Annotated in this window: 21 protein-coding genes; 6 read left to right on the top strand and 15 right to left on the bottom strand. The window is 63.5% G+C overall.

Going from position 1 to position 23,410, the window contains the following annotated elements; genetic code table 11:
• Positions 1-31: 31 nt before the first annotated feature.
• The gene (gene ehuA / locus PQQ53_RS04310; protein ID WP_408141191.1) at positions 32-934 is read right to left on the bottom strand and encodes an ectoine/hydroxyectoine ABC transporter ATP-binding protein EhuA; all 903 of its coding nucleotides are present in this window, start codon (positions 932-934) and stop codon (positions 32-34) included.
• A 442-nt stretch (positions 935-1,376) separates the two neighbouring features.
• On the opposite strand from ehuA, the gene doeA reads away from it, so the two are divergent.
• On the top strand, positions 1,377-2,597 hold the full coding sequence (gene doeA, locus PQQ53_RS04305) for an ectoine hydrolase DoeA (protein WP_408141190.1): 1,221 nt from the start codon (positions 1,377-1,379) through the stop codon (positions 2,595-2,597).
• A 61-nt stretch (positions 2,598-2,658) separates the two neighbouring features.
• Positions 2,659-3,756, top strand: a complete 1,098-nt coding sequence (locus tag PQQ53_RS04300; RefSeq protein ID WP_408152242.1) for an alcohol dehydrogenase family protein — start codon at positions 2,659-2,661, stop codon at positions 3,754-3,756.
• Between the two features lie 158 nt (positions 3,757-3,914).
• Here PQQ53_RS04300 and PQQ53_RS04295 read toward each other — a convergent pair whose 3' ends face one another.
• From PQQ53_RS04295 to PQQ53_RS04260, 8 genes are all read right to left on the bottom strand, one after another.
• The gene (locus PQQ53_RS04295) at positions 3,915-5,312 is read right to left on the bottom strand and encodes an aspartate aminotransferase family protein (protein WP_408141188.1); all 1,398 of its coding nucleotides are present in this window, start codon (positions 5,310-5,312) and stop codon (positions 3,915-3,917) included.
• Between the two features lie 41 nt (positions 5,313-5,353).
• Positions 5,354-6,862, bottom strand: coding sequence for an NAD-dependent succinate-semialdehyde dehydrogenase (locus PQQ53_RS04290; protein ID WP_408141187.1), 1,509 nt, complete (start codon positions 6,860-6,862; stop codon positions 5,354-5,356).
• A 143-nt stretch (positions 6,863-7,005) separates the two neighbouring features.
• Positions 7,006-7,497, bottom strand: coding sequence for an Lrp/AsnC family transcriptional regulator (locus PQQ53_RS04285; RefSeq protein ID WP_408141186.1), 492 nt, complete (start codon positions 7,495-7,497; stop codon positions 7,006-7,008).
• A gap of 7 nt (positions 7,498-7,504) precedes the next feature.
• On the bottom strand, positions 7,505-8,548 hold the full coding sequence (gene doeB / locus PQQ53_RS04280; RefSeq protein WP_408141185.1) for a N(2)-acetyl-L-2,4-diaminobutanoate deacetylase DoeB: 1,044 nt from the start codon (positions 8,546-8,548) through the stop codon (positions 7,505-7,507).
• A gap of 109 nt (positions 8,549-8,657) precedes the next feature.
• Positions 8,658-9,659 carry a cyclodeaminase gene (locus PQQ53_RS04275; RefSeq protein ID WP_408141184.1) on the bottom strand — a complete coding sequence of 334 codons (1,002 nt, stop codon included), beginning with the start codon at positions 9,657-9,659 and terminating at the stop codon, positions 8,658-8,660.
• The gene (gene eutB / locus PQQ53_RS04270; RefSeq protein ID WP_408141183.1) at positions 9,656-10,675 is read right to left on the bottom strand and encodes a hydroxyectoine utilization dehydratase EutB; all 1,020 of its coding nucleotides are present in this window, start codon (positions 10,673-10,675) and stop codon (positions 9,656-9,658) included. Before eutB ends, PQQ53_RS04275 begins: the two co-directional genes overlap by 4 nt.
• A gap of 164 nt (positions 10,676-10,839) precedes the next feature.
• The gene (gene ehuR, locus PQQ53_RS04265; protein ID WP_408141182.1) at positions 10,840-12,237 is read right to left on the bottom strand and encodes a MocR-like ectoine utilization transcription factor EhuR; all 1,398 of its coding nucleotides are present in this window, start codon (positions 12,235-12,237) and stop codon (positions 10,840-10,842) included.
• 179 nt (positions 12,238-12,416) lie between these two features.
• Entirely contained in the window at positions 12,417-12,692 is a 276-nt protein-coding gene (locus tag PQQ53_RS04260; protein WP_408141181.1) for a hypothetical protein, read from the bottom strand.
• Between PQQ53_RS04260 and PQQ53_RS04255 the strand changes: the two genes are divergently transcribed.
• Both PQQ53_RS04255 and PQQ53_RS04250 read left to right on the top strand, forming a co-directional pair.
• Positions 12,619-12,945: a c-type cytochrome gene (locus PQQ53_RS04255; protein ID WP_408141272.1), complete on the top strand. Its 327-nt coding sequence runs from the start codon at positions 12,619-12,621 to the stop codon at positions 12,943-12,945. The two genes, PQQ53_RS04260 and PQQ53_RS04255, sit on opposite strands and share 74 nt — an antisense overlap.
• Positions 12,946-13,044: 99 nt before the next feature.
• The gene (locus PQQ53_RS04250; RefSeq protein WP_408141180.1) at positions 13,045-13,872 is read left to right on the top strand and encodes an IclR family transcriptional regulator; all 828 of its coding nucleotides are present in this window, start codon (positions 13,045-13,047) and stop codon (positions 13,870-13,872) included.
• 32 nt (positions 13,873-13,904) lie between these two features.
• On the opposite strand, the gene dapA is transcribed toward PQQ53_RS04250, so the two are convergent.
• From dapA to PQQ53_RS04220, 6 genes are all read right to left on the bottom strand, one after another.
• Complete coding sequence (gene dapA / locus PQQ53_RS04245) at positions 13,905-14,813, bottom strand: 4-hydroxy-tetrahydrodipicolinate synthase (protein WP_408141179.1); 909 nt, start codon at positions 14,811-14,813, stop codon at positions 13,905-13,907.
• 25 nt (positions 14,814-14,838) lie between these two features.
• Positions 14,839-16,551, bottom strand: a complete 1,713-nt coding sequence (locus PQQ53_RS04240; protein ID WP_408141271.1) for an ABC transporter permease subunit — start codon at positions 16,549-16,551, stop codon at positions 14,839-14,841.
• Positions 16,552-16,648: 97 nt separating this feature from the next.
• Positions 16,649-17,749, bottom strand: a complete 1,101-nt coding sequence (locus tag PQQ53_RS04235) for an ABC transporter ATP-binding protein (protein WP_408141270.1) — start codon at positions 17,747-17,749, stop codon at positions 16,649-16,651.
• A gap of 33 nt (positions 17,750-17,782) precedes the next feature.
• The gene (locus PQQ53_RS04230) at positions 17,783-18,889 is read right to left on the bottom strand and encodes an ABC transporter substrate-binding protein (RefSeq protein ID WP_408141178.1); all 1,107 of its coding nucleotides are present in this window, start codon (positions 18,887-18,889) and stop codon (positions 17,783-17,785) included.
• 49 nt (positions 18,890-18,938) lie between these two features.
• Complete coding sequence (locus PQQ53_RS04225) at positions 18,939-20,390, bottom strand: FAD-binding oxidoreductase (protein ID WP_408141269.1); 1,452 nt, start codon at positions 20,388-20,390, stop codon at positions 18,939-18,941.
• A gap of 194 nt (positions 20,391-20,584) precedes the next feature.
• Positions 20,585-20,875 (bottom strand): hypothetical protein, encoded by a 291-nt coding sequence (locus tag PQQ53_RS04220; protein WP_408141177.1) that lies wholly within the window; start codon positions 20,873-20,875, stop codon positions 20,585-20,587.
• Between the two features lie 298 nt (positions 20,876-21,173).
• Between PQQ53_RS04220 and PQQ53_RS04215 the strand changes: the two genes are divergently transcribed.
• On the top strand, positions 21,174-22,112 hold the full coding sequence (locus tag PQQ53_RS04215) for a LysR substrate-binding domain-containing protein (protein WP_408152352.1): 939 nt from the start codon (positions 21,174-21,176) through the stop codon (positions 22,110-22,112).
• A gap of 181 nt (positions 22,113-22,293) precedes the next feature.
• Complete coding sequence (locus PQQ53_RS04210) at positions 22,294-23,385, top strand: ABC transporter substrate-binding protein (RefSeq protein ID WP_408152240.1); 1,092 nt, start codon at positions 22,294-22,296, stop codon at positions 23,383-23,385.
• Positions 23,386-23,410 lie beyond the last annotated feature (25 nt).

The raw sequence follows: 23,410 nt of genomic DNA, 5'->3' as shown, positions 1-23,410 counted from the left end.
AGTTTTCAACGGCCTGTGTGGCCGGCGTCGTTCAGAGCCGGTGACCCGCGGCGATGATCTTGCGCAGAAACGTCTGGGTTCGTTCATGCTTCGGATGACTGAAGATATCCTCGGGCTTGCCTTCCTCCACGATTCTGCCGCGGTCAAAGAACAACACGCGGTCGGCGAAATCGTGGGCGAAACCCATCTCGTGTGTCACAAGCAACATCGTCATATCGGTTTCACTGGCGAGCCGGTGCATCACGTTCAGTACTTCTTCGACGAGTTCGGGGTCGAGCGCCGACGTCACTTCATCGAAAAGCATGATCCTCGGTGAGAGCGCAAGCGCCCGCGCAATCGCCACGCGCTGCTTCTGCCCGCCGGACAACTGCGCCGGGCGGCTATTTGCCTTGTCCGCCATACCGACCATGTCGAGCAGTTCGAGCGCGCGCTTTTCTGCCGATTCGCGGCTCTCGCCTTTGGTCAGCATCGGGGCGAGCGTGACGTTGTCGAGCACGTTCTTATGAGGAAACAGATTGAAGTGCTGGAAGACCATACCGACCTTCTCGCGCATCATCTGCAGATGCCGCTCGTTCGCGGGCACCATGCGGTCGCCGCGTTGCATATGAAACAGCTGCTCGCCGTCCATTTCCACGTGACCGCCATCGATCGACTCGAGTGTCATCAGGATGCGCAGGATCGTGGTCTTGCCTGACCCGGATGGCCCGATCAACGCGAGCTTCTCGCCCGGCATGACATCGAGCGACAACTCGTCGAGCACGGTCAGCGCGCCATAACGCTTCGTCATGCGATCGATCCTGATCAACGGACTGGTCACCGGCGCCTCGGCGCGTGGCTGAGAGGTGTTGCCAGGCGCCGCCGGCAAGCCGGGCGGAAGGGTCGCTGAGGCGATATCGGAAACGCTCAGCAGGTCAGTGACTCGCGCGGTATTCATCTCGATTCGGGTTCCCGTTCCTCATACCAGGGCTTGATTGGATGCGGTGCAGCAGTGCACGCAGGGCCGCTATGCAAATCAGAATACAAAGCCATATTCCCGATCCGATTGCTCTAGAACAATTATTTTTCCGCGCCCAAAAACGGGCTATACGATGCCGCACGACAGGGCTTTCATGCACCAGCCCGGCGTCCGGATCGGTGCGTATCAGGGGCAATACCTATGCGACGCAGCACGAACGTACGACGCAATTTTTTACGCTCCGCGCAGTCCGTTTCAGGCCCGCAACGAAGATTGAACTAGCACATTAAAAGGCGCTTTTTCGCCGCATTAGACTGCGGCGAGAAATAGTCACAAACACTCGCAAGCACCCGCAAGCGCCTCATTGCGTGCATGAGGCGCGACTTTTCCGCAACGACGTCACGCTCAGAGAGAGGGAAAGATGTCAGATACAACGCAACTGGAATCGCGTGTCGCGGCGCCGACGTTACGCCTGCCGTTCGACCGCGCCGAATACGCCGCCCGCATCGGCAAAACACGCAAGGCGATGCAGGCAGCAGGGGTCGAACTGCTGATCGTGTCCGATCCGACCAACATGGCTTGGCTCACCGGTTACGACGGCTGGTCGTTCTACGTACACCAGTGTGTGCTGCTCGCGCTCGACGGCGAGCCGGTGTGGTTCGGCCGCGGCCAGGACGCCAACGGCGCAAAGCGTACGGTGTTCATGCAGCACGAGCAGATCGTGGGTTATCCGGATCACTACGTGCAGTCCGCCGTACGGCATCCGATGGACTACCTCGCCCGCGACGTGATCGAGACGCGCGGTTGGGGGGCGCTGAGGATCGGCGTCGAAATGGATAACTACTATTTCAGCGCCGCGGCCTATCGTTCCCTCGTCGCTCATCTGCCCAACGCGACATGGCAGGATGCGACCGCGCTCGTGAACTGGCAGCGTGCGGTCAAATCGCCACGCGAGATCGAATACATGCGCGTCGCCGCTCGCATCGTCGAACGGATGCACGCGCATATCGTCGAGCGGATCGAGCCCGGCATGCGCAAGAACGACCTGGTCGCGGAAATCTACGCGACAGGTATTACCGGCGTGGACGGCTACGGCGGCGACTACCCGGCGATCGTGCCGCTGCTGCCGACCGGCGCCGATGCCGCCGCGCCGCATCTGACATGGGACGACACACCGTTCGAGAAGGACGCCGGCACGTTCTTCGAGATCGCCGGCTGTTTCAAGCGTTACCACTGCCCGCAGTCGCGCACCGTCTACCTCGGCAAGCCGCCGAAGCATTTCCTCGACGGCGAGCGTGCGGTGGTGGAAGGCATTGAGGCGGGACTGGCTGCGGCGAAGCCGGGCAACACCTGCGAAGACATCGCCAACGCGTTCTTCGCGATGCTGCACAAATACGGCATCGAAAAGAACAGCCGCTGCGGTTATCCGATCGGCGCGAGCTATCCGCCGGACTGGGGCGAACGCACGATGAGCCTGCGTCCGGGGGACAAAACGGTCCTCGAACCGGGCATGACGTTCCACTTCATGCCGGGCCTGTGGCTCGACGACTGGGGCCTCGAAATCACCGAAAGCATCCTGATTACCGAGACCGGCGTCGAGACCTTCTGCAACACGCCGCGCAAGCTCTTCGTCAAACCATAAGACGCCAACCTGCAGGCGCTCCCGTTGCGCGCCGCGCAACGGGAGCCACGAGAGGAGAAACATGCTTCCAAAAACCATGAAGGCCGTCGTGCTGACTGCGCACGGCGGCCTCGATAAACTCGTCTATCGCGACGACGTACCGGTGCCTGTCTGCCGCCCGGGTGAGGTATTGCTCGACGTCACCGCGTGCGGACTGAACAATACCGACGTATGGGTCCGCGAAGGCGCCTATGGCACGGACGACGACCCGCAAGCCGTCTCCACCTGGCGGCGCGGCCGCTCGACGCTCTCGTTCCCGCGCATCCAGGGCGCGGACATCGTCGGTCGCGTGGTCGCCGTCGGCAGCGGAGTCAGCGATGCGCGTCTCGGCGAGCGCGTGGTCGTCGATGCTTCGATCTATAACCGCGACGACGACAGCCTTGCCGATATCGACTACATCGGCCACGGCCGCGATGGCGGTTACGCGGAATACACGGCGGTGCCCGCGCAGAGCGCCCATCGCGTCGATTCCACGTGCTCCGATGCCGAACTCGCGACCTTCTGGTGCGCGTATCACACCGGCGAACAGATGCTGGAGCGCGCGGCCGTCGCAGGCGGTGAAACGGTGCTGATCACCGGCGCATCCGGCGGCGTCGGCTCGGCAATCATTCAACTATGCCGGGCGCGCGGCGCGATCCCTTATGCGGTTGTCAGCAAGGGCAAGGAAGAGGCGGTGCTCAGGCTCGGCGCACAAGGCGTGATGCTCCGCGACAGCGAGGATTTCGCCGCGGCTGTGGAACGGATGACAGAGGGCCGCCCGGTCGACGTGGTGGCCGATCTGGTCGGCGGCACGCTGTTCGCCAAACTGCTGAACGTGTTGCGCGCCGAAGGCCGCTACACGACGGCGGGCGCAATTGCCGGACCGGTGGTGCAACTGGATTTGCGCACGATGTATCTGAAGCAGCTACAGCTGAACGGATCGTCGCAGGGTACGCGCGGCGCGTTCAAACGCGTGCTGGACTACATTCAGGCCGGCACGATCAAGCCGGTACTCGCCGCCACCTATCCGCTGTCGAAGTTTCATGAAGCGCAAACGCAGTTCATGGCAAAGCGCTTCGTGGGCAATATCGTCGTGGTTCCTGACCGGCACTACGGCGAAACGACGGCGAAACAGGCCTGAAATAGCTGGCGCCAACGACATGCAGCCGGAACGTGCGCGGTTCCGGCTGTATTCTTTCACCCGATTCACTCGATATCATTCCCACCCGTTGCCCGACTGATGCGCCGGTAACCAGCGGTGCCGCGATCCACCGCGACACCAACCGGCCCATCGTTACATCAGGCAGAAGCGGCCGGCGCGAGCACGACGGACGCGACTTCATCCACCGCCGCGCGCGCCAGTTTCACGATTTCGTCGACCTCGCTGCGCGAGGTGACCAGCGGCGGCGCGAAGCCGAGAATATCGCCGTGCGGCATCGCGCGCGCGATCAGGCCGCGCTCCAACGCCGCAGCGGAGACGCGTGGCCCGACCTTCAACGCGGCATCGAACGGCTGACGGCCATCCTTGTCGGCCATGAATTCGAGCGCGGCCAGCATGCCCGCGCCGCGCACTTCGCCGACCAGCGGATGAGAATCGAACGCCGCGTGAAGTTGTTCGAGCAGATAGGCACCGGTTTGCGCGGCGTTCTGCGTGAGGTTCTCACGCTCGAGAATATCGAGGTTCGCGAGCGCCGCCGCCGCGCAGATCGGATGGCCCGAGTAAGTCCAGCCATGACCCATCGCGCCGAATTCCTGCGACGCCTTGTCGATCACGTCCCACACGCGTTCGCTCACGATCACGCCCGATAGCGGCGCATACGCGCTCGTCAGCCCCTTCGCGACGGTAATCAGATCCGGCCTGATGCCATAGTGTTGTGCGCCCATCTTCGAACCGAGCCGGCCGAAACCGCACACCACCTCGTCGCAGATCAGCAGGATGTCGTGCTTCTTCAACACCTGCTGGATAGCCGGCCAGTAACCGGCTGGCGGCGGCAGGATGCCGCCCGTGCCCATCACGGGTTCGGCGATGAATGCGGCGATCGTATCGGCGCCTTCCTGCGCAATCAGTTTTTCCAGTTCCTCGACGCAGTACGCGACGAATTGCGCCTCGTTCATTCCGGCAGGTGCATGCCTGTACCAGTGCGGACACACGGTATGTTTGACGCGCTCGATCGGCAGATCGAAGCATTGATGAAAACTCGGCAGGCCGGTCAGGCTGCCGGTAACGATGCCGGAGCCGTGATAGCCTCGTTGCCGCGAGATGATCTTCTTCTTGTTCGGACGGCCCTTCACGTTGTTGTAGTACCAGACGAGCTTGATCTGGGTTTCGTTCGCATCCGAACCGGACATGCCGTAGTACACCTTCTTCATGCCTTGCGGCGCCCAACCGATGATGCGCGCCGACAATTCGATGATCGTATCCGTCGAGTGGCCCACATACGTGTGATAGTAGGCCAGCTTCTTCGCCTGCTCGTAGATCGCTTCGGCGACCTCCGTGCGCCCGTAGCCGATATTCACGCAGTACAGACCGGCGAACGCGTCGATATACGACTTGCCCTGATGATCTTCGATGCGGATGCCTTTCGCGCCGGTCACGATGCGCCCAGGCAGCGCTCCGCTCGCGTGATCGTGGGCGTGCGTCGACGGATGCATGAAGTGCGCGCGGTCGGCGTCGAAAAGTTGATTGAGTTGGGTCATCGGAAGCTCCTTCGTGTGATCGATGAATGAGTTGGATGGGCTCAGGCCGTGGCGGCGGCCATGCGGTAAGCCGGAACGCTGTCGGCAACCGGCAAACCAAGTTGGCCGAGGCAGAAATAGCGGGTTTCGACAAACGGCTCGAAGCCTTCGGCCCCGCCTTCACGGCCGAGGCCCGACGCCTTGATGCCGCCGAACGGAATCGGCGCACCGGTGAATTTCGCACCGTTGACCGACACCATCGCGAAGTCGAGACGGCGGATCAGTTGAAACACCGTGTTGAGATCTTTTGCGCAGACATAAGCGGCCAGGCCGTATTCGGTATCGTTCGCGCGTTCGACGACCTCATCGAGCGAATCGAACGGCGAGACCGCGGAGATCGGCGCGAAGTTTTCTTCGTCGTAGATGCGCATTCCGGGTGCAGCGTCCGCGACCACGGTCGGCTCGAAGAACCAGCCGCCGCGTTCGTGCGCCTTGCCGCCCGCGGTGATGCGTGCGCCCTTTGCCTGCGCCTCGGCGACGCGCTGCGCCGTGCTGTCGAACGCGGCTTGATGCATCAACGGGCCGACGTCCACTTCGCTCTCGAAGGCGGCGCCGACTTTCAGCGCTCTCACGGCTTCGCTGTATCGCGTGACGAACGCTTCGTACAGCGGCCGCGCAACGAAGATGCGATTGGCCGCGCAGCAGTCCTGACCGGAGGTCTGAAATTTCGCCGCAACGGCCACGCGCACGGCCTGATCGAGATCGGCGTCGCCGGTCACGATGAAGGGCGCATTGCCGCCGAGTTCCAACGCGGTCTTCTTGATGCCGGCGCGGGCCGCGCACTGCATGACCAATGCGCCAACGCGAGTCGAACCTGTGAAGCTCACCGAGCGCACCCGGCTATCGCCCACCAGGGTTTCCATCGCCATTTGCGGCTCGCCGAGCACGACGTTGAATACGCCGGCGGGAAAGCCCGCTTCTTCGGCCAGTTGCGCGAGCGCCAGCGCCGAGAATGGCGTTTCATGCGCGGGCTTCACGACCACGGTGCAACCGGCCGCGAGCGCGGCCGCCGCTTTGCGCGTGATCATCGCGCACGGGAAATTCCACGGCGTGATCAGCGCCGCGACACCGACAGGCTCCATCAGCGTGCCGAGATGCGCGCCGTCGATATGCGTCGGGATCGTGCGGCCATTCAGGCGGCGCGCTTCGTGCGCGAACCATTCGACGAAACTGGCGCCATAGGCGATTTCGCCGCGCGCCTCGGCAAGCGGCTTGCCCTGTTCGAGCGACAGAATCGCGGCCAGATCATGTTGATGGCGCAAGATCAGTTCGTGCCAGCGCAGCAACAATGCCGAACGCTGGCCAACCGGCAGCCAGCGCCACGTGGAGAACGCGGCATGCGCCGCGTCCACTGCTTCGGTGATCTGCGCGGCGTCGAGCATCGGCACGTGGCCGAGCACCTGCTGATCGGCGGGATTCTGCACGGCGACGCTGGCGGCGCTCGCGCTATGAACCCAGCGTCCATCGACGTAGCACAGTGATTTGAATAGAACCGGATGACCCAGCAACATGACCGCCTCCTGTCTGCGATGTATGTCTGTCACTGTACGTGCTGCGGTGCTGCGTTTTTTTCGGTTGATGCGTGGTAAAGCGTGGACTTTTTCTGGAATTCGCAGCGACGTGTGGTGATTTTCTGGCGCGCCTCGCGAGCGCTTCAAAGGGTGTCGCCGATATGCTCTTCCGCCCAATCCGGTAAATCTTCCACGCCGCTTTTCACCACCTTCGTGACGACGTAGGTAAAGTACTTCTCGATGCCCAGTTCGTCGGTCAGCAGCGAATCGATAAAGCGCTGATAGTGGTCGATATCGCGCGACATCACGTGCATCACATAGTCGACGCCACCGCCTGTCGCGTGACATTGCACGACCTGCGGGGCCGCGGCAATGCGCTCCTCGAAGCGCCGCATGTCGTGCGCGGTATGGCGCGCGAGCGTGACTTCCACGACCACGCGGCTGCCCTTGAACGCGCCCACCCAGTCGATGTCGGCGCGATAACCGCGAATCACGCCGGCCTCTTCCAGACGCTTGACCCGCTCCCACGCCGGCGATATCGACAGATTGATCTCCTCGGCCAGACGCGACTTCGTGATGCGTCCGTCGCGCGCGAGGATGCGCAAGATCGCGAGATCGTAGCGGTCGAGTTTCATCGAACGCTCACACTGTCACCGGTATGCCGCGTTCGACGACGTCGGCCACCACCGCCACCGTATCGCCGATTCGCACGAGGCCCGGGAAATGCCGCGCCGCGAGCATGCCCGCACGGCGCGCGCGGTATTCGACGGGCGCGACGCCGGTGCGCGACGCGTCGTAAATCCGCGCGATGACTTCACCGCTCTCGACCGTTTCGCCGAGATCCTTGCACAGCTCCAGCAGACCGTCGTGCTCGCTCGTCGTGAAGCAGGTGCCGTTGGGCATGTCGAGCAGCGTCGTCGTGCGTGCACGCGCGGTCACATGCACCGCATCCTGCTCACCTTCGCGTTGGCTGAGGATTCCTGCGTGCTGCAGGAAACCCCGCACGCCGCGCTCCGCCACCGCCACGCTTTGCACCGTCGCCGTGCCGCCGCCGCCGAGTTCCGTCGACACGAACACCTTGCCCGCGTCTTCGGCCGCCGTGTCGTACAGGCCGACGCTATCGAGTTCGAGCATCCGCATCGAATACGGCGCGCCAAAGGCGCGCATCGCCGCTTCGCAGCGGGCCTGCTGGGTCGCATCGGGTAACAGGTGAATCGCGGCGAACGGCACGAAGTCGAGCGTGCGGCCGCCGGCGTGCAGATCGAGCACGTAATCGGCGAGCGGCAGCAGATAGCGCTGAAAATAGTCGGCGATCTTCTCGGTGATCGTGCCGTCCGGCCTGCCCGGGAAACTGCGATTCAGATTGCCGCGATCGATCGGCGACGTGCGGCTGCCCGCGCGGAACGCCGGAAAATTCATGAACGGTACGATGATCACGCGCCCTGTCACGTCTTTTGCCTTCAACGAAGCAGCCAGTTTCGACAACGCGATCGGACCTTCGTATTCGTCGCCGTGATTGCCGCCGGTGAGCAGCGCGGTCGGTCCTGCGCCGTTGCGGACCACGGTGATCGGAATCATTTCCGCGCCCCACGCGGATCCGTCGTGCGAATGGGGCAGCCTCAGAAAGCCGTGCTGTTCGCCGTCCACGTTGAAATCGATGGTTGGTTGAATAGGTGATGCCCGCATCTGCACTGCTCCTTCACGAGCCGCTCACGCGGCGTTTCTCATGACGCTTCGGCTACGGAGCCGCGCTCCCGTGCCGTTCCAGTTGAATCGTTCCGGGCGTCGCCACCGCTCAACGTTTCCCGTCGTTGCGGAAAGTCGCCCCGGCGTCCGCCGCGCGCGCCCGCTTCAATGCGAGTGCGGCTATCGCGGTGTCCTGCGCGCCGGTGCCGGTCAGATCGCAGAGGGTGATTTCGGCTTCACTGGCGCGGCCGATGGCCTGTTGCGCAATCACCTGGCCCAGTTCCGTTATCGCGGTGTCGGCGGGTAGCACGCCGGCATCCAGCGCGTGATGCAGTTCGCCCAGCACGCGCGTTTGCTGCGCGCGGTCGCACACATAGCGCGCAGCCGCCAATGCCGCCGGTGCAATTTCATTCTTGTGCTCCGCATCCGAACCCATCGCCGTGATGTGCAAACCGGGATGCAGGTCGGCGGCTTCGATCAGCGGCGAGCGGCTTGGCGTGGTGGTGATCGCGACGTCCGCCTCGGCGAGCGCATGGCGGACATCGCGCGCGACATCGCATCGCACGCCGAGCGACGCGCTCATCTCTTCCGCAAAAACGTGCGCGCTGGCGGCATTGCGTGCCCATACGCGCACCTGCTCCACGCGCCGCACCAGCGTGAGCGCCTGCAATTGCAAACGCGCCTGCTCGCCTGCGCCCAGCACCGCGACTTGCGGCGTGTGCGGATTCGCCAGCCAACGCGCCGCGACCGCGCCCGCGGCGGCTGTGCGCACCGCCGTCAGGTAGCCGTTGTCGAGCAGCACCGCCTCGGTCAGGCCGGTCTTCGCCGACAACACCAGCATCAGCCCGTTCAGGCTCGGCAACCCGAGCGACGGATTGTCGAAAAAGCCGGGGCTCACCTTGATCGCCAGGCTATCGAAGCGTGGCAGCCACGCCGTCTTGACGTCGATTTCGCCGTTGTGGTCGGGCAAGTCGAGACGCAGGATCGGCGGCATCGCGACGGCTTCGGTTGCGAGCGCGAGAAAGGCCGCTTCCACCTGATCGATGGCGGCAAGATCGAGCGGCACGAGTTCACGAAGTTCGGTTTCGCCGAGGAGCGTGATGGAAGTCATAGCGTCGGTTGCGGGTCGGGTTGTGTCGAAGTGGCATCGACGATCCGTCGATGCAGGTCCATATCGATGTTGGCGCCGGTCACGATGAGCACGAGCGGCCCGCGCGCGATCCGCCCGGCGCACAGCACGCCATCGAGCAACGCGGCAATGCCCACCGCCGCCGCGCCTTCCACGACGAGCCGCTCATGCCGATAGGCATGCGCGATGCCGCGCGCAATCGACGCTTCGTCGAGCAGCACGGTCTGGTCGATCAGATCGCGCGTGAGCGCGTACGTATAGCGGTTTTCGAGCCCGATGCCGCCGCCGAGCGAATCGGCGAGCGTTTCGACTTCCTCGACCAGCACCGGCTGGCCAGCCGCGAGGCTCGCGTGCATCGCGGCGCCGCGCGCCATCGTCACGCCGGCCACGCCGATCGCGGGGTTCGCACTTTTAGCGGCGAACGCCACGCCCGCGAACAATCCGCCCCCCGATAGCGGCACGACGATGCTGGCTACCTCCGGCAACGCCTCGACGATTTCCAGGCCGATCGTCGCCTGCCCGGCGATCACATGGGGATCGTCGAAGGGCGGGACATAGGCGAAGCGCTCTTCGCGCACGAGTCTCAACGCATCGTGTTCGGCCTCATCCTGGCTTTTGCCGACAATCCGCACATGCGCGCCGAGTGCGCGCACGGCATCGACTTTATTCGCCGGCACGAGTGCCGACATGCAGACGGTCGCGTCGATGTCGAGCGTACGAGCCGCATGGGCAACCGCGCGCCCGTGATTGCCCGTCGAGGCGGTGACGACTTTGCGGCAGCCCTGTTCCGCGAGTTGGGCGAGCGCGTTAGTCGCGCCGCGCACCTTGAAGCTGCCGGTCGGCTGCACGGTCTCCAGTTTGAGAAAGACCGGCACGCCCGCGATCGCCGACAGGCTCGGCGATTCAACCAGCGGCGTATGACGGACATGCCCCTGGATACGGCGACGCGCGCGGTAGATGTCGGCCAACGATAGATCGGCCTGCGAAGGAACGGACATGGGCCTGGCTCTGCACGAAAGGGTTCGCTTCCGATGCCGCCGTGCCTGTCCTGTCACGTTAGGCGCGGCTGCATCGTTCTCAGTCCGGCCCAGTCTAATGTTCTAAAAAACGATTTTCATTGTCCTAGTTCATTTCATGCACAGCGTGCGAACACGGGCCCACGTCATCCGAAATCGTGCACCTGGGGATACTGTTCGAACACGCCGAGCATCGTCTCCAGCGCGCTGTTGTAGGCCTCTTCGCCGACTTCGGCGCCCACGCAAACGCGCACGGCATTGGGCCGGTCCGCACCGCGCACCAGAAATGGATCAGGCGACGTCACCGCGATATCGCGGTTGCGCAACTCCCTCACCAGACGATCCGTGCGCCAGTGATCGGGCACGCGCAACCAGGCCGAAAGCGCTTGCGGATGCGCGCCGAGCACATACTTGCCGAGCGTTTTCTGCAGTTGCGCCTGACGCCGCCCCAACCGTTCGCGCTGTATCTCCACGAGCCGCGCGGCGGTGCCATCGGTAATCCAGCGCGTTGCAACCTCGGCCATTGGCGGGGTCGCCATCCAGCTGCTCACGCGCAGCACGCTTTCGGCGCGCAGCGCGAGCCGCCGCGGTGTGGCGAGATAGCCGATCCGCAAACCGGCCATGACCGACTTCGTCAGGCTCGTGCAGTAGAACGACAATTCCGGAATCAGACTGGAAATCGGCGTGGCGGTTTTCGCGGGCAACGGACCATAGACATCGTCTTCGATCACGTACACCCCATAGCGCTCTGCGATCTTTGCAATCGCCCGGCGCCGCGAGTCCGGCATCAGCGCGACCGTGGGATTGTTCAGCGTAGGCGTGCAGACGAGAGCCGTGATGCGCTCGCTATCGCACATCTCCTCGAAGTGTTCGGGATGGATGCCGTACTCGTCGATTTCGAGCCCCTTCAGCGTAAAGCCCAGCACGTTGGCCGAGCCGATTACGCCGTGATCCGTGAGGCTTTCGCACAGCACCGTGTCGCCCGGTCCTACCAGCGAGGCCAGCGCCAGAAAGATGCCGTGTGCCGCGCCATTCGTGATGAGCAGCGTATCCGCCGAAGCCGGCATGCCCAACGACGCGAGCCAAGCCATACCGGCCTGCCGGTGATGCTCGAAGCCCGCAATCGGCCGGAACGCGCGAATCCAGGGCTGGTCGTCGATAGTCGAAAGCGTCGCGCACACGTTGCGCCACATCGCATCGTGCTCCGCCGTATGAATGATGCGCGCAATCGAAAAGTCGACCACCGAGCGCTCGGCGGTATCGAGCATATAGCTCGACATCGTTTCGGTGACGCGCGCTGCCACGAAGCTGCCGCGCCCCACTTCGCAGCGGATCAGCCCTTGCCGCTCCAGCTCTTTATATGCATTCGTGACGGTTTGCACGCTGATCGCCAGATCCGCAGCGACGTCGCGCTGCGGCGGCAGGCGCGCGCCGGCCGGCAACGACCCGCTTTCAATGTCGCCCGCGATCGCCTTGACCAGCCGCTTGTATTTCGATTCCACGCCGTGTACCGCGCGCAGAGTTTCGCGCCACTGCTCGATCACCGCCGCCTCCGCTATGTATGGGTTCCGCGTTTCGCATTTGTCTGCGTCGCCCCAATATTGCGGCCAAACGGTGTGCGGAAACAATTGTCCTAGAACATTAGAGGAAAAATTGGCTCTGTATCGTGTTGTTGTCGGGAAGATCGGGTGGACGGACCCGGCGCGAAAGTTATCGTAGTGCATCACCTGCTGCGCGGCATCGGCCGGGTTTCCGATCCCAGCGCGTCGGCGCATAGCGCAATGTGTGCCAACGCCCCTTCACCCCGCTGCAGATCGAGTCCGCAATCATTGACTTCAGGCGCCCATTTCCGCCGCAACAGCACTACCGTACTCGTCGCGCCCAGCATGAGGAACACGAAAATCGCCGGCACGGGCAGCGCGTAGCTGCCCCGAGATGCAGCAACCAGCCCGTCATCAGCCAGCGCGCACGACAGCCGTTCGTCAGTTTCCCGAAGCATTCCGCCGGTCGCTCATGGCGCAACGATCTACGCCGCCCATTGCGCAGCATGCCACGGGCCAAGCGGCGAAGGCGCGGTGGGTCCGACTTTGATCGGCATTTCGGACCGCTTCCAGACAGCCGATATCGAAGCCCGCATCCGGGAACCATCGGGCATCATGCCAAGCTTGTTTCCCGCTCCTCTGAACGCCGACGATGTGCGGGACGTCGCGCGCTATGTAGCGTCTCTGGATAGCCACGCTTCGCCCCATTAGCGAAAATCCTTTCATCCTCGCCAATGAATAAATTCCGCGAATTCTGAGCGCTGCAATTGGACTACAATCAAACGTATCGCAATACGATCGTTCGACTCAATGCCCAAGGCATCTTCCGCAGCGGCGCCAGCGTCGCGTGACGCGTCTTCCGAACGCTCTTCCCTGTTCATCGGGTCCGCCGAAAAGACATTCCGGGTGCTCCACGCGTTCGATGGCGCGAGCCGCCACATGACGCTCGCCGACATCGCCAAAGCGTCGGCGCTCGACCGAAGCGCCACGCAACGCATCGTCTATACGCTGGAAGCGCTCGGTTACCTGTCGCGTGTACCGGAGACGCGCAATTACCGGCTCACCACCAAGGTGCTCCAGTTCTCTTACAACTACATCCGTGCCAATGAACTCGTCGATAAGGCCTCGCCCTATCTGCTGGACATCAGCCGTCATCTTGGAGAGACGACGAATCTGCAGGAAATCGACGGGAATGAAATCGTGTTCGTCGCGCGCTTTCCCGGGCGCCATCTCTTCAACGTCGACATTGCATTAGGGGCGAGACTGCCCGCGCTCTTCACCGCATCCGGCACCGCCATTCTTTCGCGCCTGCCCGAGAAGGAACTGAAGGCCATCATCGCGCAAACGCGGCTCGAGCGGATGACGCCCTACACGGAGATCGATCCGAAGAAACTGCTTGAACGTATACGGCAGGCATCCCGCCGGGGCTATGCCATCGTCGAGAACGAAACGGTGCTGGGAGATATCTCCATTGCCGCACCCATCACGGATCACGGCGGCGCCGCGGTTGCGGCGATCAACATCTCCGTGCCCACGACTCGCTGGACAGTGGAACGCGTCGAGGCGGAATTGGCCAAGCATGTTCAGGTGGCCGCGACCTCGATCTCGAAGTCGCGTCTGCCCACCTCCCATCGCTAGACGCTCAACGCGTTGGGGCAAACCTCAATGCGTCACTCGCGTCCCTCGAAAACAGCAAGCTGCTTCTTGAGCTCGGCGCGCAGGTTATTCGCCAGCGTCGCGTCGGCACGTACGAGCGGTGCGAGCACGTCGGGCGCGTTCACGCCGATGAGATCCATCACCGACTTCATCGGACCAGGGTTCGTTTCGGCGAAGGCCAGGTTCATCAGCGGAATCAGCGTGCGATGCAAGGCAAGCGCTTCCTGGGTCTTTCCCGCGCTGGCGAGTTCGTAGATACGGCGCCACGCGCTCGGCAACAGCGAAGCAGTCACGACGATACCGCCACGCGCGCCTGCCGCGATATGCAGCGGGAACAAGGTGTCTTCGCCGCTCAGGACCGCGAAGCTTTCGTCGACGCCTGCCACCACGCGCAGGAAATGCCACATGTCGGTGTTGCACGCTTTCATGCCAATGATGCGTTCATGCTGCGACAGTTCATGAATCACTTCCGGCGTGATCGCAATGCGCGTGCGATACGGAATCTCGTACAGGAGGATCGGCACCGGCGATTCATCGGCATAGCGCATGAAATAGTCGCGAATGCCGGCCTGCGTCGGGTTGGTGTAGTACGGCGTCAGGACCAGCAAGCCATCGGCGCCGGCGGCGGCGAAGTCTTTCGCCGCCTTGATCGCATCGTGATACCCCGGGTCGAGCACGCCCGCGATGACGGGCACACGGCCTGCCGCTTCGCGCGCCGTGACTTCGACCATGCGCACACGCTGCTCGCGCGAGAGCGCGCCATACTCGCCCGTGCCGCCGAGCGGCAGAACGCCGTCGATGCCCTGCGCGAGCAGATAGCCCAGCAGCGCGCGGGTGGCCTCGACGTTAATCGTGTCGTCCGGATGCACCGGAGTGGGAATCGCCGGCAAGATGCCGTGCAAGGATTGAGACGTCAACGACATACGGATTTCTCTTTGTTTGAAGGGCTCAGGAGGCCGTTCCCCGGCGCCGCAGGCGGTCGGCGACCGAGATCAGGATCGAAATGAAGACGAACAGGCAGGTGGATACCGCCGCGATAACCGGCGAGATCTGCATCGTGGTTTCGTCCCAGAACTGCTTGGGCAGCGTAGTGCTGAGACCACCCGACGAAAAGAGCGCAATCGTCAGTTCGTCGAACGAAGTCGCGAACGCGAACAGGAACGAAGACAGCATCCCCGCGCTCAGAATCGGAAACGTGACGCGCCGCAGGGTCGTGAACGGTCCTGCGCCCATGCTTTGCGCGGCCAGGTCCAGGCGCGTGTCGTAGTTGCGCAGCACCGCCATCATGGTGATCACCACATACGGCACGGCCACCACGGTGTGCGCCAGCACCAGCCCGAGCGACGAGCCCACCAGCCCGATCTTCGCGAAGAAGTAGAAGATGCCCACCGCGAGAATCATGCGCGGGACCACGATCGGCGCGAGCACGAACGCGAGCATCGTCGCGTTCCAGCGCAATCCGCCGCGCACCAGAAGAAACGCCACCGGTGTGCCAATGGCCATCGACAACACGCCCGTGCCGACGCCAACGACGAGCGAACGCGTCGCGGCCTGCATCCACAGCGGCGAGTCGATCACCTGCTGGTACCACTGTAGCGACACGCCATGCGGCGGCCATGCGAGGCCCGAAGCGGAATCGAACGACAGCGGAATCATCAGGAATGCCGGCGCGCTCAGGAACACGATAATCAGCAGCACCACCGTGCGCAAGGTGCGGCTCGCACCGTCGCCCGCACGCTTGCGGCGCTTCGGCAGCAGACCGATGAGCGCGTCGGTGGCGTTGCCGAGCGCCGTGAGCAGCGCGTTGCCGAGCTTGCGGCTCAGGCCGCCGCCGCGTTTCGGTGCGCGCGCCGCGCTGCTGCCGCCCGTCATCGTCGAGAGGCCGACCATGCGGTCGTACACCACGAAGACCACCAGCACCACCGCCAGCAGCAACACCGAGATCGCACCCGCGAACCCCCAGTTCAGCGCCTGCAGCACCTGATCGATGATGAGCTGCGTGATCATCGTTTCGTGGCGCCCGCCGAGCAGCGTCGGCGTGATGAAGAAGCCGATCGCGGTCACGAACACCATCAGCGCCGAAGCGAACACGCCCGGCAGCGAGAGCGGGAAATAGACCTTCCAGAAGGCGGTGCCCGGTCGGGCGCCGAGTGTCGACGCGGCGCTCGGCAGACGGCGATCGATGTTCTCCATCACCGAGAGCATCGTCATGATCGCGATCGGCATGAGCGCGTGCGTCATGCCCACGATCACCGCCGGCAGGTTGTAGAGCAACCCGAGCGGCGAGTCGGCGAGACCGAGATGCCTGAGCGCCCAGTTGATCACGCCATTGCGGCCGAGCAAGACGACCCAGGCGAAGGTGCGCACCAGAAAGCTGGTCCAGAACGACAGCAGCACCCAGTACAGCAGCCGGTTTTTGCGCTCGCGCGTGAGCGTGGAGATCAGGTACGCGACCGGATAGCCGATCAGCACGGAGAAGAAGGTCGTGAGCAGCGACACCTTGAGCGTCACCCACAACACGTCCACATAGACCGACGAAGCGAACAGCCGCTTGTATTCGGCCAGCGTGAAGCCGCTCTGATTGTGAATGCTCAGCAGCAGCAGCTGCCCCACCGGATAGATCAGGAACACGGCGAGCAGCACGACGACCGGCGCGGCCATGGCGGCGACGCGCAGCTTCTCGCGCGAGCGCCGGCTGCGCGCGGGTCGCGCCGGCCTGGCTTCGGTCTGCACGGCAATGGCGGAGTGGTTCATGTGCTTACCCCGCAATCGCGACGGCGTCGGCGGCCGACCACGACAGCGTGAGCGTCTGACCGATCTCGTACTGCGCGCCGAGGCGTTGGGTCGGGAACGAGGCGATCAGCGCCGACGCATCCGCGTCATGCTGCCGACGCTGCATGTAGAGCCGGGTCATGCCGCCGGTGACCATGATGTCGGTCAGCTCCGCCGACATCGATTCGACGCCGGCGCCCGAACCGTCATGGGCATTCACGCGCAGATTCTGCGGGCGCAGCATGAGTTTGATGTCCTTGCCCGACTGCACCTGCGGGTCGTAGACCATGGCCGCGCCCTTGTCCATGCCCTGTATCGCGACGCGTACCTGGTCGCCCTGGCGCTCCGTGACGCGCGCATCGAGCAGGTTGGATTCGCCGAGGAAGTCCGCGACGAATACGCTCTTCGGGCGGAAATACAGCTCCGCGGGCGTGCCGAGCTGGGCAATCGAGCCGGCGTTCATCAGGCAGATGCGGTCCGACATCGTCATCGCCTCTTCCTGGTCGTGCGTGACGTAGATGATCGTCGTGCCCAGTTCACGGTGAATTCGTTTGATCTCGAGTTGCATGTGGTCGCGCAGCTTCTTGTCGAGCGCGCCCAGTGGCTCGTCCATCAGAATGATCGACGGCCGATAGACCATGCAGCGCGCGAGCGCGATGCGCTGCTGCTGCCCGCCCGAGAGCTCGCGCGCATAGCGGCCCGCCACATGCGGCAAATGCACCATCTCCAACGCTTCGGCCACGCGCTTCTTCACGCTCGCCGCATCGACCTTGCGCATCTGCAGCGGGAACGCGATATTGTCGGCCACGGTCATGTGCGGAAACAGCGCGTAGTTCTGGAACACCATGCCGATGTCGCGGTCATACGGCGCACCGTCGGTGACGTCGACGCCATTGATGCGGATCGAACCGCTGTCGGCCTGGGCCAGACCCGCGATCAGACTGAGCAGCGTGGTCTTGCCCGAGCCGCTCGGCCCGAGCAGCGTGAGGAACTCGCCTTGCTCGACGTCGAGGTCGGTCGGGGCCAGCGCGACGAAATCGCCGTAGCGCTTGCCGAGGCCGGAGATCTGGAGATTGATACTAGCCATACGGGTCACTTCCTTGATGAACAATGCCGACCGTTAGGTGAGAATCCAGCGGTTGAAACGCTCAAGCGCCGCGCTTTGATTCTCCTGCCAGTACTTCGCGTTGATCTGCACGCCGGTCTTCATGTTGTCGGGGAACGTCGGGCAATTTCTGGCCTGTTCCGGTTTCACGTAGCTGAAGGCTTCCGGCTGCGTGAGGCCGGCCGGGAAATATTCGACCAGCGCGGCCTGACGCCTGGGATCGCTGGCGAACTTGATGAACTCGCGGCAGGCGGCGGCGTTCGGCGTGCCCTTGAGAATCGACCAGTTGTCGCAACCCCAGATGTTCTGATTCCAGACAATGCCCACCGGCGCGCCCGATGCCATCGCGGACTGCGCGCGCGATGCCCAGGTCGCGACCATCGCGACTTCGCCCGAGTTCAGCATCTGCTCGACCTGCGCGCCGGTGTTCCACCATACGTCCACCTGCTTCGAGATTTTGTCGAGGCTCGCGAACGCGCGGTCGAAGTTGATCGGATACACCTGACTGGTCGTGGCGCCGTCGGCCATCATCGATTCTTCGAGTGTATCGAACGGATACTTGCGCAACGCCCGGCGGCCGGGGAAGTCCTTCACGTTCCACAGGTCCGCCCACGAACTGGGCGCTTTGCGGCCCTTGAACGCATCGGTGCGATAGGCGAGCACCGTCGAATAGACGTTGGTGCCCACGCCGTATGGCGACATGTACTGCTTCGGAATCCTTGCGATGGTCGGATCGGATTCGAGATTGTGCTTTTCCAGATACTCCTTGCCGCCCGAGGTGAGCAGCAGGATGGCGGGCTGGCTGATCTTCGCCATATCCCACGAATAGGTTCCCGACTCCACCATGCTCTTGATCTGCGCGGTCGGCTCGGCATTGGCCTGCACGCCCACCACTTCGATGCCGGTCTGCTCGAAGAACGGCTTGTAGTACACGGCGCCATAGGCCTTCGTGTAGATGCCGCCGTCGTCACGCACGACGATGCGTTTGCTGGCCGCGCGCGACGGCGTCCAGATGAACGGAAAGGCCGTCGCCGCGACGCCCGCGCCAACGGCTTTGATCGCGGAGCGGCGAGCGGGGTTGAGAATCGTCTTCTCGCTGTCGTTCTTGTACTTCGGCTTCATGGTGATCTCCTGCGTTAAGCGGATAGCCGCGGTAGGCTGGCGCAGCGGCTCAATGGAGCGGATCGGGGATGAGACGCCCCGGGTTCATGAGGTTACGCGGATCGAGCGCCGCTTTCACGGCGCGCATGATCGACAGTTCGGCGCCGGACTTGTAGTGCGCCATCTCCGGCAAGCCGGTCTGGCCGATGCCGTGCTCCGCGCTGAACGTGCCGCCGAGCGCATGCGCCGCGTCGTTCACGCTGCGGCGCATCGCGGCGCCCGTCGCAGCCGCATCGGCAAGCGCACGCCAGGCATCGAACGAGTACATCGGGATGAAATGAATGTTGCCGTCGCCCATATGGCCGACGATGACGACGTCGATTTGCGGGTCGAGCGCGCGCGCTGCCTGCGTGGCCTGTTCGATGAACGCGGACACCGCGGAGACCGGCACCGCGCAATCCGTCGTCAGGCCGACGCCCGCCTTCTTGTTGGCTTCGGTCACGCTGTGACGGATGTCCCACAACGCCGCGCGCTGCCGGTCGCTGCTCGCGACGATCGCGTCCTCCACGAGCCCTGCTTCCACCGCCTGTTCCAGCGTCGCCTGCAGGGCCGCTTCCATGTCGGCCGCGCCTTGCGTGTCCGCGAGTTCCACGAGGACGTGCCAGTCGTGCGCGCCTTCGAGCGGCTGACGGCGATCGGCCACATGCTCGACCACCAGTTGCAGTTGCCGCGCGTTCATCAATTCGAATGCCGTCAGGCGAGCGCCGCAATTCGCCTGGAACAGGCCGAGGACTCGCTGCGCGGCTTGCGGATCGGTCGGGGCGAACCAGGCCAGCGCGTGATGAGTCGGCAGCGGATGCAGCTTGAGCGTCGCAGCGGTGACGATGCCGAGCGTGCCTTCCGCGCCAATGAACAATTGTTTCAGATCGATGCCCGTGTTGTCCTTGCGCAGCGCGCGCAGGCCGTTCCAGATCGTGCCGTCGGCCATCACCACTTCGAGGCCCAGCACGTTCTCGCGTGTGTTGCCGTAGCGCAGCACGCTGGTGCCTCCGGCATTCGTCGAGAGCGTGCCGCCGATCTGACATGACCCTTCGGCGCCCAGGCTGACGGGATAGAGCCGCGCCACTTGCGCCGCCGCGTTCTGCACGGTTTCGAGCACACAGCCCGCTTCCACTTCCATCGAGCCGTTGGCTGCATCGATGCGGCGGATACGGCGCATGCGCGCAAGACTGATGATGACGGGCGGCGTCCCATCGGCAGCGGGAACCGCGCCGCCGCACAGGCTGGTATTGCCGCCTTGCGCGAGCATCGGCACGCCTTCGGCGGCACACGCGCGCACCACCGCCGCTACCTGTTCCGTCGACGACGGATGCACGACACACAGCGCCGCGCCGCGATAACGGCCGCGAAAGTCTTCGACGAAGCCTTCCATCTCCGCAGCGGCGGCAATGACCGCGTCATCGCCTAGCAGAGTTCGAAAACGACCAATCAATTCGGTTTCAGCAGTCAAGGCGAACCCCATGAGTCGGGGCATGCATCCCCGTTCGAACAAAGCATACGAGCGTCAAAATTGTAATAAAATCACAACGATCGCAATGCAATCAGTTTGTTTTCCTGTTGGCAACTTATTTTTCATAATCAGCAACTTAGGCAATCTATGATTTTGTCGGCACGGCCATCTGGTGGGCTGACTCACGCGGCCGCGCAAAGCCTGTTTCAAGGCGATAGGCACGCCGCACGGCCGTCGCGGCCCGGCTTTTGAACGCGTGCCTTCGCACTTCTTATCGCTTGATCGAACGATGATTCGGTCGCGACATGCCGGTTGTCGACACTGACGAACCACCGGTCCTGCGCCTGACACCAGCGCAAACGCCGGTCCTGCACAAGGAGCGTGAACCAGCGCCACAGGTCGGCATCCTGAGCATTCGCGTCGGCTGCTCCGACAGCCCTGTCAGTCTTCTCGTTGAGTGACGACACGGAGGCCACCGTCAGGAGGCGCTTCTTCATTACGTGATCCTACTTATCTGCCATTTGGTGATTGCGGATGCACGGAGGGGCCGCGTAATCTGATCGTTCAAGCGCCTCTCTCCGCGTAGGGTATCCAGTCAGTCGACGGGCCGTCCGCCACGCACGCAACTGTCTGTCAATGCGAGCGCGACGTCAAACCAGGAATATTCACGAGGTGTTGATATTTCGTCACACTGCCGGCGGTGCACGCGCGTCAGCGTGGACGACACTATTTTGAATCGTTGTATTGCACGTGAAGCGCGATTAAATTGCCACGTACTGAATGTTCAGAATCACCATGCGCAAATTCAAGATCCCCAACATGGGTGCGCTGCTGGCTTTTGAAGCGGCCGCGCGGCATGAGAGCTTCACTCACGCGGCGAAAGAGTTGTTCCTCACGGAGAGCGCGATCTCGCGTCAGATCGCGACGCTCGAATCGAATCTCGGTGTGCGGCTGTTCGTGCGCGCGAGGCAACGCGTGATGCTGACGCGCGCCGGCCGAATCTACGGCACGCAGGTGCGGCGCTCGCTCGAACAGCTCGACCGCGATACGTTGTCCATCATTGCGCACGGCAGCGGCGGCGGCTATCTGGAACTCGCGGTGCTGCCCACCTTCGCGTCGCAGTGGCTGATTCCGCGCATCAAGCATTTCTACGACTGCACGCCCGACGTGCGCGTCAACATGGGCGTGCGCACGGAGACGTTTTCGTTTGCCGATTCGCACTTCGAAGCGGCTATCCACTACGGCAAGCCGACCTGGCCCGGCACGGCGGCGGACTATCTGTTTGGCGAGGAAGTGGTGCCCGTCTGCAAGGCTTCGCTGCTCGATCAGCCGATCAGGAAAGCGCACGAACTGCTCGCCTATCCGCTCCTACATTCCACCACGCGCCCCGACGGCTGGACCCAATGGTTCGCGGACCTCGGTGTCGAAGACGCCAGCACGATGCATGGCGTGCGCTACGAACTGCACACCATGGCAATCAACGCGGCCGCAGCGGGGCTGGGCATCGCGCTGGTGCCGAAGTTCTTCGTGAACGGACAGCTCGGGCAACTCGGACTCATCGTGCCGTTCGAAGCCACCACCAAGGTCGATTCCGCGTACTACCTCGTCTATCCCACCGAGTTGAGCCACAGCAAGCCGCTCGAACAGTTCCGCTTGTGGCTGCTGCAACAGGCCAGCCAGTATGATGCGCAGGCGATCGGCGATACGTCGAGTCCTTTGTGCGGAGCATCATGAGTTTTCCGAATCACCTGGTGTTTTTATTTCGTTTGGCCCAACGCGCGCACGGCCCGAACATTGGACGCAGCCTTCGAGGCACGTCCCACGGACGTGCCTCGACAGTTCACTCACCCGTCCTTCTCGCAGCGCACTGCCTTGCGGCACGCGCCGGTTCCACTTCTCGCAGAAAGAGTCTTCGATGGCAAACGAACGAAACAAGCCGTCCGCCGCTTCGCGCCGCGACTTCATCCGTCTTGGCGTAGCCGGCGCCGCCGGGCTCGCGATGCCGGCCATCTGGACATCGGCGAAAGCCGCTGCCCGGCGCCTCGTGGTCCGCGATTCCGGCGGCGTCTACACCGACATCTACACCCGCACGCTCTACAAGCCATTCCAGCAGGCCACCGGCATCGAGGTGGTGGGCGTGGCGTCGGGCGCGGAGCCGACGGCGCAGATCAGGAGCATCGTCGATACCGGGGCGAAGACGTGGGACATGGCCGAACTGAGCTTCCCGGCGGTGTACCTGTTGTCGCGCAACGGCAAGACGTACCTGGAACCGGTCAAGCTGGAAGGCAACGCCACGGTCTCGAAGATTCCCGCGCAGTTCGTCGACACCTATGCGGTCGGCCACAACGTCTACACCACGGTGATGACCTACCGCACCGATGCGATCAAGGGCGGCAAGGCGCCATCGTCGTGGGCCGATCTATGGGACGTGAAGAACTTCCCCGGCCGGCGCGCGCTGCGCAAGTTTCCGTTCGACACCATCGAACAGTCACTGATGGCAGCCGGCACGCCGACAAGCAGCGTGTATCCATGCGATCTCGACAAGGCGTTCGCGAGCCTCGATCGTGTGAAGCCGAACATCGACATCTGGTGGACGACGGGCGCCCAGTGCGAGCAGATCCTGCGCTCGGGCGAAGTGGCCATGGCCGCGAGCTGGCTCGCGCGTGTGCTGCCCGCCATCGACGCCGGCGCGCCGCTCGCCATTTCCTGGGGCGGCCACATTTATGGCCCGCAAGGGTTCGGCATTCTGAAGGGCGGCGACAGCGTCGATGCATGCCGCCAGTTCGTCGCGTTCTGTGCCGACCCGAAACGCCAGGCGGAGGTCGCGAGCGCGCTCGCCGTCGGCCCGACGCATCCTGACGCGTTCCAGTTCATCGACGCGAAGCGTGCGAAGAACCTGCCGACCTACGCTGAGAACTTGCGCCGCGGTGTGCGCATCGACCCGGCTTACTGGCCCGCGCATCAGGACGTCGCGATCGAACGCTTCAACGAATGGGTGTTGCGTTGAGCGCCGTTCAACAGGTCCGTCTTCA

Source organism: Paraburkholderia strydomiana, from assembly GCF_046030495.1.
GTDB classification, from domain to species: Bacteria; Pseudomonadota; Gammaproteobacteria; order Burkholderiales; family Burkholderiaceae; genus Paraburkholderia; species Paraburkholderia strydomiana_A.
Note: the sequence above shows the minus strand (reverse complement) of the source record. Positions and strands in the feature narration are given on the sequence as shown.

What these genes read in the sequence shown, in the direction of transcription:
- ehuA (WP_408141191.1), bottom strand. Translation starts at nt 934, where the DNA reads ATGAATACCGCGCGAGTCACTGACCTGCTGAGCGTTTCCGATATCGCC.
- doeA (WP_408141190.1), top strand. Translation starts at nt 1,377, where the DNA reads ATGTCAGATACAACGCAACTGGAATCGCGTGTCGCGGCGCCGACGTTA.
- PQQ53_RS04300 (WP_408152242.1), top strand. Translation starts at nt 2,659, where the DNA reads ATGCTTCCAAAAACCATGAAGGCCGTCGTGCTGACTGCGCACGGCGGC.
- PQQ53_RS04295 (WP_408141188.1), bottom strand. Translation starts at nt 5,312, where the DNA reads ATGACCCAACTCAATCAACTTTTCGACGCCGACCGCGCGCACTTCATG.
- PQQ53_RS04290 (WP_408141187.1), bottom strand. Translation starts at nt 6,862, where the DNA reads ATGTTGCTGGGTCATCCGGTTCTATTCAAATCACTGTGCTACGTCGAT.
- PQQ53_RS04285 (WP_408141186.1), bottom strand. Translation starts at nt 7,497, where the DNA reads ATGAAACTCGACCGCTACGATCTCGCGATCTTGCGCATCCTCGCGCGC.
- doeB (WP_408141185.1), bottom strand. Translation starts at nt 8,548, where the DNA reads ATGCGGGCATCACCTATTCAACCAACCATCGATTTCAACGTGGACGGC.
- PQQ53_RS04275 (WP_408141184.1), bottom strand. Translation starts at nt 9,659, where the DNA reads ATGACTTCCATCACGCTCCTCGGCGAAACCGAACTTCGTGAACTCGTG.
- eutB (WP_408141183.1), bottom strand. Translation starts at nt 10,675, where the DNA reads ATGTCCGTTCCTTCGCAGGCCGATCTATCGTTGGCCGACATCTACCGC.
- PQQ53_RS04260 (WP_408141181.1), bottom strand. Translation starts at nt 12,692, where the DNA reads ATGCTTCGGGAAACTGACGAACGGCTGTCGTGCGCGCTGGCTGATGAC.
- PQQ53_RS04250 (WP_408141180.1), top strand. Translation starts at nt 13,045, where the DNA reads ATGCCCAAGGCATCTTCCGCAGCGGCGCCAGCGTCGCGTGACGCGTCT.
- dapA (WP_408141179.1), bottom strand. Translation starts at nt 14,813, where the DNA reads ATGTCGTTGACGTCTCAATCCTTGCACGGCATCTTGCCGGCGATTCCC.
- PQQ53_RS04240 (WP_408141271.1), bottom strand. Translation starts at nt 16,551, where the DNA reads ATGGCCGCGCCGGTCGTCGTGCTGCTCGCCGTGTTCCTGATCTATCCG.
- PQQ53_RS04235 (WP_408141270.1), bottom strand. Translation starts at nt 17,749, where the DNA reads ATGGCTAGTATCAATCTCCAGATCTCCGGCCTCGGCAAGCGCTACGGC.
- PQQ53_RS04230 (WP_408141178.1), bottom strand. Translation starts at nt 18,889, where the DNA reads ATGAAGCCGAAGTACAAGAACGACAGCGAGAAGACGATTCTCAACCCC.
- PQQ53_RS04225 (WP_408141269.1), bottom strand. Translation starts at nt 20,390, where the DNA reads ATGGGGTTCGCCTTGACTGCTGAAACCGAATTGATTGGTCGTTTTCGA.
- PQQ53_RS04220 (WP_408141177.1), bottom strand. Translation starts at nt 20,875, where the DNA reads ATGAAGAAGCGCCTCCTGACGGTGGCCTCCGTGTCGTCACTCAACGAG.
- PQQ53_RS04215 (WP_408152352.1), top strand. Translation starts at nt 21,174, where the DNA reads ATGCGCAAATTCAAGATCCCCAACATGGGTGCGCTGCTGGCTTTTGAA.
- PQQ53_RS04210 (WP_408152240.1), top strand. Translation starts at nt 22,294, where the DNA reads ATGGCAAACGAACGAAACAAGCCGTCCGCCGCTTCGCGCCGCGACTTC.